The organism is Belnapia mucosa (assembly GCF_016775475.1).
Lineage (GTDB): Bacteria > Pseudomonadota > Alphaproteobacteria > Acetobacterales > Acetobacteraceae > Belnapia > Belnapia mucosa.
This window is the reverse complement of sequence record NZ_JAEUXJ010000006.1, coordinates 186,890-200,850: the sequence shown is the minus strand read 5'-3', so window position 1 is coordinate 200,850 and position 13,961 is coordinate 186,890. Positions and strand designations below refer to the sequence as shown.

The window sequence follows — 13,961 nt, the reverse complement described above, 5'->3', positions numbered from 1 at the left end:
TGGCGCCTCTCCCCGGCCATGGCACCTCCGCTCCTGCTCCTCCAGGACATTCATCTCGGCCTCGGCACCACCCCGCTGCTGTCCGGCGCGACGCTCTCGGTCAGTCCCGGCGAACGGCTGGCCCTGGTCGGGCGCAATGGCTCAGGCAAATCGACGCTGCTGCGCGTCGCCTCGGGCGAGATAGAGCCGGAGCGCGGCACCCGTTTCCTCCAGCCCGGGACCACGCTCCGCAACCTGCCGCAGGAACCCTCCTTCGGGGATGCGCCGACGGTGCTGGCCTATGTCGAGGCCGGGCTCGGCCCGGGCGACGATCCCTACCGGGCCCGCTGGCTGCTCGGCGAGCTCGGCCTGACCGGGGAGGAGCTGCCGTCGCGGCTCTCGGGCGGCGAGGCGCGGCGGGCGGCGCTGGCCCGGGCCCTGGCCCCCTCCCCCGATATCCTGCTGCTCGATGAGCCGACCAATCATCTCGACCTGCCCGCCATCGCCTGGCTGGAGCGGGAGCTGGGCGCCTTTCGCGGCGCGCTGGTGCTGATCAGCCATGACCGCCGCTTCCTGGAAGCACTGTCGCGCAGCATGGTCTGGCTCGACCGCGGCACCACCCGCCGGCTGGACCAGGGCTTCGCCGCCTTCGAAGCTTGGCGCGACCAGGTGCTGGAGGAGGAAGAAGCCGCCCGCCACAAGCTCGACCGGCAGATCGTGCGGGAAGAGCATTGGCTGCGCTACGGCGTCACCGCCCGGCGCAAGCGCAACATGCGCCGCGTCGGCGAATTGGCCGCGCTGCGCCAGCGCCGGCGCGACGCGCTGCGGGCCACCGGCACGGTGCGGATGGCAGCCTCCGAAGGCGATGGCTCCGGCACGCTGGTGGTCCAGCTGGACGGCGTGACCAAGGCTTATGGCGATGCGCCGCCGGTGGTGCGGGACTTTTCCACCCGCGTGCTGCGGCGCGACCGGATCGGCATCGTCGGGCCGAACGGTGCCGGCAAGACCACCCTGCTGAACATGATGACCGGGGCGCTGGCGCCCGATTCCGGCACGGTCCGGCTCGGCACCGGGTTGCAGATGGTCACGCTCGACCAGCGGCGGGAAAGCCTCGACCCTGCGATCAGCCTGGCCGAGGCGCTGACCGGCGACAAATCGGACCTGGTCCATGTCGGCGGCGTGGCCCGGCACGTCGTCGGCTATATGAAGGACTTCCTGTTCCAGCCGGACCAGGCGCGCACCGCGGTCGGCGTGCTCTCGGGCGGGGAGCGGGGGCGGCTGATGCTGGCCCGGGCGCTGGCCCGCCCCTCCAACCTGCTGGTGCTGGACGAGCCGACCAACGACCTCGACCTCGAGACGCTCGACCTGCTGGAGGAGCTGCTGGCGGACTACCAGGGCACCGTGCTGGTGGTCAGCCATGACCGCGACTTCCTCGACCGGGTCTGCACCAGCGTGATCGTCGCCGAGGGAGATGGGCGGTGGCAGGAATATGCCGGCGGCTATACCGACATGGTCGCCCAGCGCGGGCGTGGGGTGGAGGCGAAGGCGGCGCCCGAGGCCAGGGCAGCATCTCCCCGCCCTGCCGCCGCACCGGCCGCGCCCCCGCCCGCCCAGCGGCGCAAGCTGAACTTCAAGCAGCAGCACGCCTTGCAGAGCCTTCCCGGCCGCATGGAGGCGCTGCAGGGCGAGATCGCCACCATCCAGGCTGCGCTCGCCGCCCCCGGCCTCTATGCCCGCGACCGCGCCCGCTTCGAGCGCTTCAACGCCGCCCTGTCCGCCAAGCAGGCCGAACTGGCCGCCGCCGAGGAGGAATGGCTGGAGCTCGAGCTCCTGCGTGAGGAGATCGAGAGCACCTGATCCCGGAGCCACCGCCAGGCGTTACCGGCAGCGGCATCAGGAGGACAGGCGGCGTGGCCTTGCTCACACGGGAGGATTGGCGACGCCAATCGCCCTTCGCCTGGCTGGCGTTGCTGGCCCTGGCCGGAGTGGCCGCCTGGTTCTGGATGCTCGACCGGCGTGGTGCGGCCGAGGGCACCCTGGCCTCCCTCATCGGCTGCCTCGGTCTGGTCCTGCCGCCGCGGGAGCGGATGCCGGTGCTGCCGGCCCCGATCCGCGCCCTGCCGCGCGGACTCGATGCGCTGCCCGTGCTGGGGGCGCTGCTGGTCAGTCCTGGCTATGGGCTCAACTGGTTCTATGGCGCCAACCCCTACGACGAAGTGGTGCATCTGCTGAATGGCATCTTTGCCGGCGCGATCTTCGTCGCCCTGCTGGAATGGCGCGGGCCGGCACGGCGCCCATGGCGGCTGGCGACCGCGGCGGCCGGCTTCGGCCTCATCCTCGGCTCACTCTGGGAGGTGTTCGAGGCCATGACCGGGCTCAGCGGCGACTGGACGGATACCTGGACCGATGCGGCGCTGACCACCGGGGGCGCGGCCATCGCCGGGCTGGTGGCGGGCTGGCGCGCGCCGCGCCCGGCCGGCGGGATGGCCGATTAGGCCCCGCATGCTCGTTGCCACCTACAACATCCATCGCGGCCGCGGCCCCGGCGGGCTGCGCTATCATCCGGCGCGGATTGAGGCGGTGATCGCGGAGATCGCGCCCGACCTCATCGCCTTGCAGGAGGCGCAGCATTATCGCCGCTGGGGCAAGCCCATGCTCGATATGCCGGCGCTCGGCCGCGATCTCGGGCTGGAGCCATTGCCGATCGCCGACCGGCCGGGCGAGCCCGGCTGGCGCAGCAATGTCCTGCTGGTGCGACGCGGTGCCCGGCTGCTGCGGGAACCGATCTCGCTGCGCCTTGGCGGGATGGAACCGCGCGGGGCGCTGCTGGCAGAGCTGGATTGCGGCTGGGGCCCCTTCCGGGTGATCGCCACCCATCTCAGCCTCGGGCCGGAACGCCGGGCCATCCAGGCGCACCGGCTGCTGGAGGCGATGGCAGCGGGGCCCGACCTGCCGACGCTGCTGCTCGGTGACCTCAATGAATGGCGGCCGGGCGGCTCGGCGCTCGGCGTGCTGGCACCGGTCTTCGGGACGCCGCCACGGGCGCCGACCTTCCCGGCCTGGCATCCCGTCGCCTCGCTCGACCGGATCATGGCCTATCCACCGGGGCTGGTGGCGGCGGTCACGGTCCATGACACGCCGCTGGCCCGCCGCGCCTCGGACCACCTGCCGCTGATGGCGCGGTTGGGCGCTGGCCTGCCCTAGCCGAGGCGCCAGCGCCCCCGCTCCACGGTGGAGAAGAAGGCCGACAACGCCGCATTGAAGGCCGCCGGTTCCTCGAGGTTAATGGCATGGCCGGTGCGCGGGCACATCCACAGCCCGGCATTCGGCAGGACGGATTTCAGCCAGATATTCGTCTCGATGCAGGGCCGGTCCTCGTCGCCCACGGCGAGCAGGGTTGGCACCTCCATCCGGCGGAGCTCCGCCTCCCAGTCGAAGATCGAATCGCGCTCACCCTGGTAATGCTTCATGGTCAGGCCGGTGCCGAGGCCGGAATGCTCGGAGAGCCGCGCCATGTAGGCGGCCCAGCCGCGCGGGTCCTTCTTCTTCAGCTGGATGCGGGTCGGGCTATGGCCCGTCTCCTCGGCAATCTCGCCCGGCCAGCCCTGGCGGATCAGCGCATCGCCGCGGGCCTGGCTGGCGGCGCGGAAGGGGGCCTGCTCCGAGCGTGGGGAGCCGGAGCCGGCCCCGGCGGGGACCAGCGACACAGCCATTTCCGGATGGCGGATGCCGAAGAGCAGGCTGGCAAAGCCCCCCATCGACAGCCCGACGATATGTGCCTTCGGGATGCCGAGATGCCTCAGCACCGCCGCCGCATCCGCCACCGCGAAGTCCTGCCCGTAGAGCTTCGGGTCGGACGGCACATCGGAAGGCGGATAGCCGCGCGCCGAATAGGCGATGCAGCGATATTCGCGGGAGAAGAACCGCATCTGGTCCTCCCAGTCCCGGTGGTCGGCGGCGAATTCGTGGATGAACAGGATCGGATGGCCGCTGCCGGCCTCCTCATACCACAGGCGCGCGCCTTCGACGGGTGCATAGGGCATGAACGGTTCCTCCTTCGGCCCGATCCTGCACCCCATCCCGCTGGCGCGGCCAGCCCCCCTCGACAAGCCGCAGCGCCCGGGGGAGGCTGGCGGCAACCTGGGATGGATATGCCGGAACACCCCCTGCGGCGGCTTTTCGCCAGCCCCGATTTCCTGCGCCTCTGGGCGGTCGGCGGCATCGCCAATGCCATGCGCTGGGTCGAGATCCTCGTCGCCGGCATCGCCACCTTCGCCGCCACCGGCTCGGCCTTCGCCGTCTCGCTCGTCGTGCTCATGCGGTCGCTGCCCATGCTGCTGTTTGGCGCCGTGGCGGGGGCGCTGGCGGAGACGCTGGACCGGCGCCGGCTGCTCATGGCCGGCCAGGCGGCGACCTGCCTCAGCGCCGGCTGCATCGCCCTGCTCGCCGCGACCGGGCATCTCGCAGTCTGGCACTTTGCGGCCGCCAGCTTTCTCGGCGGCCTGGTCTGGACCGGCGAGATGGCCTCCCGCCGGCGGATGGTGACGGAGGTGGCGGGCGAGCAGGATGTAGTGCCGGCCGTGGCGACCGACAGCCTGACCGCCAATACCACCCGCATGGCGGGGCCGCTGCTCGGCGGCCTGCTCTATGAGACTGTTGGGGTCGCCGCGGCCTATGCGGTCGCCGCCTGCTGCTATGCAGTCACCTTCACCCTGCTCTCCGGGGTGCGGCATGCGCAGCGGCCGAAGCGGCTTCGGACGCGGCAGATCCTGGCCGATGTCGCGGACGGGGTGCGGCTGGTGCGGCGCATGCCGGTGCTGCAAGCCGTCATCCTGATCACGCTGGCGATGAACATCTTCGGCTTCTGCTTCACTGGCGTGCTGCCGGCGCTCGGTGCCCGGGCCTTCGGGGCGACGCCGGTGCAGATCGGCATGCTGACCGCGGCGGAGCCCGCCGGCGCGCTGCTGACCGGGCTGGTGCTGGCAACGCGGCACGGCCTGCCGCTCTCGCCCGGGCTGATGCTGGGGGGCGGCGGCTTCTTCATGCTCTGCCTGATGGCGGTGGCGGCGGCGCCCTCGCTCGGCCTCGCTATAGCCGTGCTCATGCTGGGCGGGATCGGAACCGCGCTCTTCGCCGCCTTGCAGACCGCCCTGCCGGTGACGCGGGCGCCGGCCGAGGCGCGCTCCCGCGTGCTGGGCCTCGTCACCACCTGCATCGGCATGGGGCCGCTCGGCGCCTTGACGATCGGCGCGCTGGCGGACCGCTTCGGCCCCTTCATCGCCATTCCCACCATGGCGGGCGGGGGGCTTTGCATGATCCTGCTTTCCTGCCTGGTATTGCGCCGCTGATGGAGTTCCGAGGATGAGCGAGAAGGTCGGCCAGCACCTGCTGGCGCAGCGCGAGGCGATCCTCGACCGGCTGCAATCCCTGCTGCGGCTGCCCTCGGTCAGCACCGATCCGGCCTATGCCGCGGGCATGGCGGCGGCGCGGGAATTCCTCATGGAGAGGCTGCGGGCGCTCGGCCTGCAGGATGTCCAGCTGCTGGAGGGCGGCGGCCAGCCGGCCATCTATGCGTCCTGGACCGGAGCGCCGGGGCGGCCGACCATCATCGTCTACGGCCATTACGACGTCCAGCCGCCGGACCCGCTGGAGCTCTGGCTCTCCCCGCCCTTCGAGCCGGCGATCCGCGACGGCCGGCTCTATGCGCGCGGCGCCTCTGATGTGAAGGGCTCGACCCTCATCGCGGTCGAGACGGTGGGCGCGTTCCTCGCGGTCGAGGGCGGCTGCCCGGTGAACGTCAAATTCTTCCTCGAAGGCGAGGAGGAGGTCGGCAGCCCGTCCCTTCCCGCCATCATCGAGAAATACCGCGACCTGCTGACGGCGGATGCCATGCTCTCGGCCGATGGCGGGCGGGGCAGCACCACCACGCCCACCGTCAGCATCGGCTGCCGCGGCATCACCGCGCTGCAGTTCAGCCTCCGCACCGCGGCGAAGGATGCACATTCCGGCCGGGTCGGCGGCGCGGTGCGCAATGCCCTGCATGAGATGGCGAAGCTCATTGCCTCCATGCATGACGAGCAGGGACGCATTCTGGTCGAGGGCTTCCTCGATGGCGCCTTGGACGTGACCCAGGATATCCGTGCCGAAAGCGCCGCCCTGCCCTTCGACGAGGCCGCCTGGTATGCCGCGCTCGGCGCCGCCCCCTTCGGCGATCCGGACTACAGCGTGCGGGAGCGGACGACGGTGCGCCCAACCGTCGAGGTAAACGGGATGTGGGGCGGCTATACCGGCGCCGGCGGCAAAACCGTGCTGCCCTGCGAGGCGCATGCGAAGCTGACCATGCGCCTGGTGCCGGGCCAGGACCCGGCGGCGGCCCAGGCGGCGGTGCGGCGGCATCTGGAGGCGCGCTGCCCAGCCGGTGTCGCGCTGGAATTCCACTATCGCCCGGGCGGCACCCGCGCCTTCACCCTCGGCCCGCAGCATCCATTGCTGCTGGCGGCCGAGCGGGTGACGGAATGGGTCCATGGCCAACGCCCCGTCCGGGTCCGCGCCGGCGGCACGGTGCCGATCACCACCCTGTTCCAGGAGAGCCTCGGCATCGACAGCCTGATGTTCGGCCTGGCCATGCCAGATGAGGATGCGCATGCGCCAAACGAGTTCTTCCGCCTCTCCTCGCTCGAGGAAGGCTTGCGCTCCTGGCCGCTGCTGCTGACCGAGCTCGGCCAGCTCTCGCCGGCGGATTTCCCGAAGCGGGGCTGAGGCCGGCCAGAGGAACCAAAGGCCGCGGCGCCGGTTGCCCCTGCAGACCAGCAGGAGGAAAGGCCATGGCCGAGGACAAGGCGACCGATCAGCCGAAGCAGCCGGCACCGAAGCCGGATGCCGAGGGCAAGACGCCCGTCGATACCGGCGCGCAGGAAGCGGCGGCGAAGGAGCGTTCGAAGGAAGGCGGCTACCAGTAGCCGCCTGATTCAGCCGCGGGTCGCAGGCTCGGCCCGCGGCAGCACCTGCTCGGCGAGCAGGATCATGGATTGCCGGCCGAGACTCGCGGTCGGCTCAGTCCTTCCCGATCTAACGCAGCGTGCCGGATTCGCCGCCGTCTCGCGCAGGGCGAGGATGCGGTCGGCGGCGCGTCCCAGAGCATCAGCCGGTCCAGCACGCCGCCTCATTCGACATTGCGTGCCAGTTCGGACAGAAGCGAGTGGTGGTAGTCGCGATAGGGGCTCTGTGGGCCGATCGCATAGTCGCGCGCTGTCGCATTGTCCCTGGACTCGGCCGCCGCTGTGGGTAGACCCCCGAGGTCGTGGGTCCGGTCAAGTTCCAGGCAAACGTCGCGGAATGATGCAGCAGGCTGCACCTTGCCGCGGCTGGCGTCCCCAACGGGATTCGAACCCGTGTTACCAACGTGAAAGGCTGGTGTCCTAGGCCTCTAGACGATGGGGACAGATCGGGCCCGCGGCTCAGCGCGGGTTGGGCGCTGACTACACTGCCCAAGCCGGGGCGTCTAGCCACCTGCATCGATTCACAGCGTGTCCGACTGCCGCCCCCGATTGCCGCCCTGCCTGGCGCTCTCCCCAACCATAAGCCATTATTTGTATAATGTTTCCATCGTCTTAGTTGATATTCTGATCGCAGTTCCGGGAGCGTTGACGCGATCGCGCGAGGCTGGGTTCCGCAGGGTGCGGCAGGCCGCTACGCCGAAGCCATGCATCGCCGAACCCTCCTGATCGGCGCCCTCGCGCCGGTCGCATCCGCCCAGGCCACCACGATTCAGCGTCCACCGCTGCCGCGTCGCCTCGACCTGCGGCATGCGGCAACGGGCGCGCGGTTCCGGGGCCCCTATCATGACGGCCGAGCGGTCGATCCCGTCGCGCTGGCCGAGTTGTCGCAGGTGCTGGCCGATAGCCGGACCGGCACCGTGCATGCCTATGATCCGACGGTGATCGATATCCTCTGGGAGATAGGCCAGCGCATGCGCTGGCGCGGTGAGTTCCTGGTCGTCTCGGGCTTCCGTACGCCGGAGACCAATGCCGCGGTCTGCGGCGCCGGCAACAGCCAGCATCTCCGCGCCAGCGCGCTCGATGTCTGCGTCGCTGCCGCCCAGTTCCCGGGCTTCACCGAGGCGGCGCTCGGCCTGCGCCGGGGCGGCGTCGGCGCCTATGCCAGCAAGAGCTTCGTCCATATCGATAGCGGCCCGGTGCGCCGCTGGGGCGATGTACCGGGCGGCCCGGCCGGCGCCGCCGCACCGCGGCCAGCGCCGGAAGACCCCCTGGCCCGCATCGCCGAGGCCTGGGCGGCGACGCGAACCCGCTGAGCCGCCCTACCGCCGGTAATAGCGCCGCGGCGGCGGGGCATAGCGCCGGCCGTAATACCGCCGCGGCGGCGGCGCATAACGCCGGCCATAATAGCGCCGGGGCGGTGCGTAGTAGCGGCGATACTGCACCTGCTCCAGCAGGCTGGACCGGCTGGCGACGGGACCGGCGGTCTCGGCCCGGACCGGGGCGGCTGCCCCGGCCAGCAGGCCGAGGCCGAAGAGGGCGGCAAGGATCAGGCGTCGCATGGGGCGTCCTTCGTTGCTGCCACATCAACGCCCGAAACGCCCTCCGGCTGCGTCACCTCATGCGGCCGGCGCCGCATCCACCACATGCAGGCAGGCGCTCACCGTGTCGTTCCAGCGCTCCGCCCGCAGCTGGCCGCAGAGATGCAGCGGCGCGCCCTGCCGGGCGAGCAGCGCCTCGGCCAGCGGCCCCTCCTTGGCGCGGAAGCAGATGGCCTTGAGACGGCCACCCGCCTCTCCTTCCAGGAAGGCGCGGATGGTATTGCCCTCCTTGCCGACCCGGTCGGCGCGGACCACGCGGGTGCGCGGCAGGGCGAAGACCGGCTCCTCATTGCCTGGGCCGAAAGGCGCCAGCCGCTCAACCTGCTGCGCCAGGTCAGAGGTGGCGGCGGCGACGGCCACGCTGCCTTCGATCAGCAGGTCCGCGGCGCCGGGCAGGCCGCCCGCGGCGGCTAGGCGTTCGTTCAGGAAGGCGTGCAGTTCGTCCTGGCGGTCGATGCGGTAGCTGAAACCGGCGGCCATGGCATGCCCGCCGCCGGTCTCCAGCAGCCCGGATTGCCGGGCGGCGATGACGGCGGCGCCGAGATCCACGCCCGGCACGGAACGGCCCGACCCCTTGGCCAGCCCGCCCGCCACCCCGGCGATGCAGGCCGGGCGATTGAATTTCTCCTTCACCCGGCCGGCGACGATGCCGACGACGCCGGGATGCCAGCCCTCGCCGGACACCACCAGCACCGCATGGCCGGCGGCCGCCTGCGCCTCGGCCGCGGCGAAAGCGGCGCCCAGCACCTCGGCCTCCACCTCCTGCCGGCGGCGGTTCACCGCATCCAGCCGCTCCGCCATGGCGCGGGCCTCGACCGGGTCGTCGCAGAGGAGGAGGCGCATGCCGAGATCAGGCTCGTCCACCCGCCCGGCGGCATTGATGCGCGGGCCGAGCACGAAGCCGAGCGAATGCGCCGTCGGCCCTTCCCGTACCAGGCCGACATCGAGCAGCGCCGCGACTCCGGCATGGCCGCGCTTCGCCATCACCTTCAGCCCCTGCGTCACCAGCGCCCGGTTCACGCCCGTCAGCGGCATGACGTCGCAGACCGTCGCCAGCGCCACCAGATCCAGCAGATCGAGCGGCGAGGGCTCCGCCATGTGGGTGAAATGCCCGGCCCGCCGCAGGGTCCGGTGCAGCGCCACCACGGCCAGGAAGGCCACCGCCCCAGCGCAGAGATTCCGCAGGCCGGAGGTGCAGTCGAGCCGGTTGGGATTGACCGCTGCCGCCACGCGCGGCACCGGCCCCTCCGCCTTGTGGTGGTCGAGCACGACGATATCGGCGCGGCCTTCCGCCGCGGCCAGCGCCTCATGCGCCGCGATGCCGCAATCGACGCAGACGATCAGCGTGGCGCCGCGCTCACAGAGGGTACGGATCGCGGCCGGGTTGGGGCCATAGCCCTCCTTCAGCCGGTCCGGCACGTAATGCGTGACCTCGCAGCCGAGGCGGCGAAGCGCGCGGACCATCAGCGCCCCGGAACAGGCGCCATCCACATCGTAATCGCCGAAGACCGCAACCGTCTCGCCCTCGCGCACCGCGCTGGCCAGCCGGGCCGCGGCGCTGTCCATGTCGATCAGCAGCGACGGGTCGGGCAGCATGGCGCGCAACGTCGGCTCGAGGAAGTCGCCAACCTCCTCCAGCGCCACGCCGCGGGCAGCCAGCAGCCGCCCGACCAGCTCGGGCAGGCCAGCGCGCTGGGCGATGGCGAGGCCCAGCCGCGCCTCGCCCTCACGCCAGATCCAGCGCCGGCCGGTCAGGCTCCTGCCGACACCGAGCATCGCATCGGCCATCGGCTAGGAGCGGAAGGCCAGCGGCTTGCGCTCAAAGTTATGGTGGCCTTCCACATAGCGGACCGTGCCGGACTTGCTGCGCATGACCATGGAATGGGTGATCGCCCCGCTATAGGTGCGGTGGACCCCGCGCAGCATCGGCCCTGTGGTCACGCCGGTCGCGGCGAACATCACCTCGCCCCGTGCCATGTCCTCGACGGTGTATTTACGGTTCGGATCGGTCGCACCCATTTCCTTGGCGCGCGCAGCCTGTTCCTCATTCTCGAACAGCAGCCGGCCCTGGAGCTGGCCGCCGATGCAGCGCAGCGCCGCCGCCGCCAGCACCCCCTCCGGCGCGCCGCCGGAGCCGAGATAGATGTCGATCCCCGCCTCCGGCTGGCTGACGGCAATGACGCCAGCGACGTCGCCATCCGGGATCAGGGTGATGCGGGCACCGACCGCGCGGCAGGCCTTGATGATCGCCTTGTGCCGGTCGCGATCGAGGGTGCAGACCATCAGGTCGCTCAACTCGCACTTCTTGGCCCGCGCCAGCTCGCGCAGGTTCTCCTCGACCGAGGCGTCGAGATCGACGATGCCAGCGGGCAGGCCGGGTCCAACCGCAATCTTGTCCATGTAGACATCGGGGGCATGGAGGAAACCGCCCTCCTCGGCCAGCGCGAGCGTCGCCATGGCATTCGGCCCGCCCTTGGCAGTGATGCTGGTGCCTTCCAGCGGATCGACCGCGATATCCACCACCGGCCCGCCCAGGCCGATCTTCTCGCCGATATAGAGCATCGGCGCTTCGTCCATTTCGCCCTCGCCGATCACGACCGTGCCCGTGATGGCGACGCTGTCGAAGGCGCGGCGCATGGCATCGACCGCGGCACCGTCGGCGGCGTTCTTGTCGCCACGCCCGATCCAGCGGGCCGCGGCAATGGCGGCGGCCTCGGTCACCCGCACCAGCTCCAGAGCCAGGTTGCGGTCGACCAGCTTGCTGATGGCGGCGTCTGCCATTGAGTCTCTCCCTTAGATCGGTTCGATGCGGATGAGTGCCGGCTTTTCCAGCACCGAGTCCAGCGCACCGATGCGCGAGAGCGCGTTGCGCATGGCCGCCTCCTCGCAATCATGCGTGGTCAGCACCACCGGCACCGCCTCGCCCGGTGCCCGGCCACGCTGCAGCATGGCTTCGAGGCTGATCGACTCGTCGCGGAGGATGCCGGTGACATCGGCAATGACGCCGGGCCGGTCCAGCACCATCAGCCGCAGGTAATAGGCACCGCGATGCCGATCCATCGGCACCGCCGGGGCGCTGTCCAGCGCACCGCTCGCCGCGCCCCAGACCGGGGTATGGCGGCCGCGGGCCAAGTCGATGAGGTCGGCGACGACGGCGCTGGCGGTCGGCCCTGCCCCGGCGCCACGGCCTTCCAGCACCACCCGGCCGACGAAATCGCCTTCCGCCACCACGGCGTTGAATACGCCATCGACCCGGGCGATCGGCGCCGCCACCGGCACCATGCAGGGATGCACGCGGGCCGAGATGCCGGCCTCGGTGCTGCTGGCGATGCCGAGCAGCTTGATCCGATAGCCGAGCTCCCCGGCCAGGGCGATGTCGAGCGCGGTGACGGCGCGGATGCCCTCGACATGCACCGCGGCGAAATCCACCGGCCGGCCGAAGGCCAGCGCGGCCAGGATCGCCAGCTTATGCGCCGCATCGACGCCGTCGATATCGAAGGAGGGATCGGCCTCGGCATAGCCGAGCGCCTGGGCCTCGGCGAGAACCTCGGCGAATTCCCGGCCCTGTTCCCGCATCACGGTCAGGATGTAGTTGCAGGTGCCGTTCAGGATGCCGGCGACGCGCTGGATGCGGTTGGCCGCCAGCCCCTCGCGCAGCCCCTTGATGGCGGGGATGCCGCCGGCCACAGCCGCCTCGAAGGCGAGCGGGATGCCGCGTGCCTCGGCCAGTTCGGCGATCGCGGCGCCATGGATGGCGAGCAGCGCCTTGTTGGCCGTCACCACCGGCTTGCCGGCGGCGAGCGCCGCCTCGACCAGGGCGCGGGCCGGGCCCTCGCTGCCGCCGATCAGTTCGACGACCACATCGGTGCCTGGATCCTGGGCCAGCGCCACCGGATCGTCATACCAGCGCACAGCGTCGAGCGGCACGCCGCGGTCCCGGTTACGGCTGCGGGCGGAGACGGCGCCGACGATGATCCGCCGCCCGGCCCGGGCGGCAACCAGATCGGCATTGGTCGCCAGGAGCTTCAGGACGCCGGTGCCGACCGTGCCGAGGCCGGCGACCGCGATGGAGAGCGGCTTGCTCATGCGGGGAGGCTTTCCTTCTCGGCCTCGACCGGGCCGAGATTGTCGCCCTGCAGGAAGGCGCGGATGCCGCGCAGCGCCTGGCGGATGCGATGGTTGTTCTCGACGAGGGCAATGCGGACATGGCTATCGCCATGCTCGCCGAAGCCGAGGCCAGGTGCGACCGCGACCTTGGCCCGCGCCAGCAGGAGCTTCGAGAATTCGACACTGCCGAGATGGCGGAATTTCTCCGGGATCGGCGCCCAGAGGAACATCGAGCCCTCTGGCGAGGGCGTCCCCCACCCAGCCTGGCGCAGCCCCTTCACCAGCAGGTCACGCCGCTCCCGGTAAAGCGTCCGCATCTCGGCCACCGTGTCCTGCGGTCCGTTCAGGGCTGCGGCGGCGGCGATCTGGATCGGCGCGAAGGCGCCGTAGTCCAGGTAGGACTTCACCCGCGTCAGCGCGCCGATCAGCCTTTCGTTGCCGGCCGCGAAGCCCATGCGCCAGCCAGGCATGTTGTAGGTCTTGGACAGCGAGGTGAATTCGACCGTCACCTCCCGCGCTCCCGGCACTTCCAGCACGGAGGGCGGCGGGGTCGTGCCGAAATAGAGCTCGGCATAGGCGAGGTCGCTGAGGATGAAGAGCTCGTGCCGCCGGCAGAGCGCCACCAGTTCCCGGTAGAACTCGATCGTGGCGAGATGGGCGGTGGGGTTCGAGGGGAAATTGACGATGACCGCGGTCGGCTTCGGCACCGAATGCCGCACTGCCCGGTCGATCGCCGAGAGCATCTCGTCATCCGGGGTGCAGGGCAGGCTGCGGACCGAGGCGCCGGCGATGATGAAGCCGAACTGATGGATCGGGTAGGAGGGGTTGGGGACGAGGATGGTGTCGCCCGGGCTGCTGATGGCCTGGGCCAGGTTCGCCAGCCCCTCCTTGCTGCCGAGGGTCGCCACCACCTCCCGCTCCGGGTCGAGCTTCACGCCGAAGCGCCGGTCGTAATAGCCGGCCAGTGCCTTGCGAAGGCCGGGGATACCCTTCGACATGGAATAGCGATGGGTGCGCGGGTCCTGCACCGCCTCGATCAGCTTGGCGACGATATGCGGCGGCGTCGGGCTGTCCGGATTGCCCATGCCGAGATCCACGATGTCCTCTGCGGCTGCACGGGCCCGGGCCTTGGCGGCATTCACTTCCGCGAAGACATAGGGCGGCAGGCGGCGGATACGGTGGAATTCCTCGGTCATCGACTTGGGTCCGATCGGGGTTGCACCGGGTCAGGAGGCGCCCGGTCTGCCCCTATAGCGGGTTGCGCCCCCGGCTGCGAGGT

The 13,961-nt window shown here is 70.9% G+C and carries 13 protein-coding genes and 1 tRNA gene; 7 read left to right on the top strand and 7 right to left on the bottom strand.

Annotated features, from left to right (window positions below; translation table 11 throughout):
* The first annotated feature begins 18 nt into the window (after positions 1-18).
* Genes JMJ55_RS16300 through JMJ55_RS16290 form a run of 3 tightly spaced genes read left to right on the top strand, consistent with a single transcriptional unit; the run spans position 19 to position 3,183 of the window.
* On the top strand, positions 19-1,836 hold the full coding sequence (locus tag JMJ55_RS16300) for an ABC-F family ATP-binding cassette domain-containing protein (protein WP_202826734.1): 1,818 nt from the start codon (positions 19-21) through the stop codon (positions 1,834-1,836).
* A 53-nt stretch (positions 1,837-1,889) separates the two neighbouring features.
* Positions 1,890-2,474, top strand: coding sequence for a hypothetical protein (locus JMJ55_RS16295; RefSeq protein ID WP_202826638.1), 585 nt, complete (start codon positions 1,890-1,892; stop codon positions 2,472-2,474).
* Between the two features lie 7 nt (positions 2,475-2,481).
* Complete coding sequence (locus JMJ55_RS16290; RefSeq protein WP_202826637.1) at positions 2,482-3,183, top strand: endonuclease/exonuclease/phosphatase family protein; 702 nt, start codon at positions 2,482-2,484, stop codon at positions 3,181-3,183.
* Here the strand turns inward: JMJ55_RS16290 and JMJ55_RS16285 are convergent.
* Entirely contained in the window at positions 3,180-4,022 is an 843-nt protein-coding gene (locus JMJ55_RS16285; protein WP_202826636.1) for an alpha/beta fold hydrolase, read from the bottom strand. The two genes, JMJ55_RS16290 and JMJ55_RS16285, sit on opposite strands and share 4 nt — an antisense overlap.
* A 108-nt stretch (positions 4,023-4,130) precedes the next feature.
* On the opposite strand from JMJ55_RS16285, the gene JMJ55_RS16280 reads away from it, so the two are divergent.
* The 3 genes from JMJ55_RS16280 to JMJ55_RS31615 all read left to right on the top strand — a co-directional run bounded on the left by JMJ55_RS16280 (position 4,131) and on the right by JMJ55_RS31615 (position 6,938).
* Positions 4,131-5,327: an MFS transporter gene (locus JMJ55_RS16280; RefSeq protein ID WP_202826635.1), complete on the top strand. Its 1,197-nt coding sequence runs from the start codon at positions 4,131-4,133 to the stop codon at positions 5,325-5,327.
* A gap of 13 nt (positions 5,328-5,340) precedes the next feature.
* On the top strand, positions 5,341-6,738 hold the full coding sequence (locus tag JMJ55_RS16275; RefSeq protein ID WP_202826634.1) for a dipeptidase: 1,398 nt from the start codon (positions 5,341-5,343) through the stop codon (positions 6,736-6,738).
* A gap of 65 nt (positions 6,739-6,803) precedes the next feature.
* Positions 6,804-6,938 carry a hypothetical protein gene (locus JMJ55_RS31615; RefSeq protein ID WP_268885323.1) on the top strand — a complete coding sequence of 45 codons (135 nt, stop codon included), beginning with the start codon at positions 6,804-6,806 and terminating at the stop codon, positions 6,936-6,938.
* A 406-nt stretch (positions 6,939-7,344) separates the two neighbouring features.
* On the opposite strand, the gene JMJ55_RS16270 is transcribed toward JMJ55_RS31615, so the two are convergent.
* Positions 7,345-7,420: transfer RNA gene (locus JMJ55_RS16270), tRNA-Glu, on the bottom strand.
* Positions 7,421-7,681: 261 nt separating this feature from the next.
* Between JMJ55_RS16270 and JMJ55_RS16265 the strand changes: the two genes are divergently transcribed.
* Complete coding sequence (locus tag JMJ55_RS16265; protein ID WP_202826633.1) at positions 7,682-8,290, top strand: YcbK family protein; 609 nt, start codon at positions 7,682-7,684, stop codon at positions 8,288-8,290.
* A gap of 6 nt (positions 8,291-8,296) precedes the next feature.
* On the opposite strand, the gene JMJ55_RS16260 is transcribed toward JMJ55_RS16265, so the two are convergent.
* Genes JMJ55_RS16260 through JMJ55_RS16240 form a run of 5 tightly spaced genes read right to left on the bottom strand, consistent with a single transcriptional unit; the run spans position 8,297 to position 13,878 of the window.
* Entirely contained in the window at positions 8,297-8,536 is a 240-nt protein-coding gene (locus JMJ55_RS16260) for a hypothetical protein (RefSeq protein WP_202826632.1), read from the bottom strand.
* Between the two features lie 57 nt (positions 8,537-8,593).
* Positions 8,594-10,363 carry a single-stranded-DNA-specific exonuclease RecJ gene (gene recJ / locus JMJ55_RS16255; RefSeq protein ID WP_202826631.1) on the bottom strand — a complete coding sequence of 590 codons (1,770 nt, stop codon included), beginning with the start codon at positions 10,361-10,363 and terminating at the stop codon, positions 8,594-8,596.
* Positions 10,364-10,366: 3 nt separating this feature from the next.
* Positions 10,367-11,356, bottom strand: a complete 990-nt coding sequence (glpX, locus tag JMJ55_RS16250; protein WP_202826630.1) for a class II fructose-bisphosphatase — start codon at positions 11,354-11,356, stop codon at positions 10,367-10,369.
* A 12-nt stretch (positions 11,357-11,368) separates the two neighbouring features.
* Positions 11,369-12,661 carry a homoserine dehydrogenase gene (locus tag JMJ55_RS16245; RefSeq protein ID WP_202826629.1) on the bottom strand — a complete coding sequence of 431 codons (1,293 nt, stop codon included), beginning with the start codon at positions 12,659-12,661 and terminating at the stop codon, positions 11,369-11,371.
* Entirely contained in the window at positions 12,658-13,878 is a 1,221-nt protein-coding gene (locus tag JMJ55_RS16240; RefSeq protein WP_202826628.1) for an LL-diaminopimelate aminotransferase, read from the bottom strand. Before JMJ55_RS16240 ends, JMJ55_RS16245 begins: the two co-directional genes overlap by 4 nt.
* Positions 13,879-13,961: the final 83 nt, after the last annotated feature.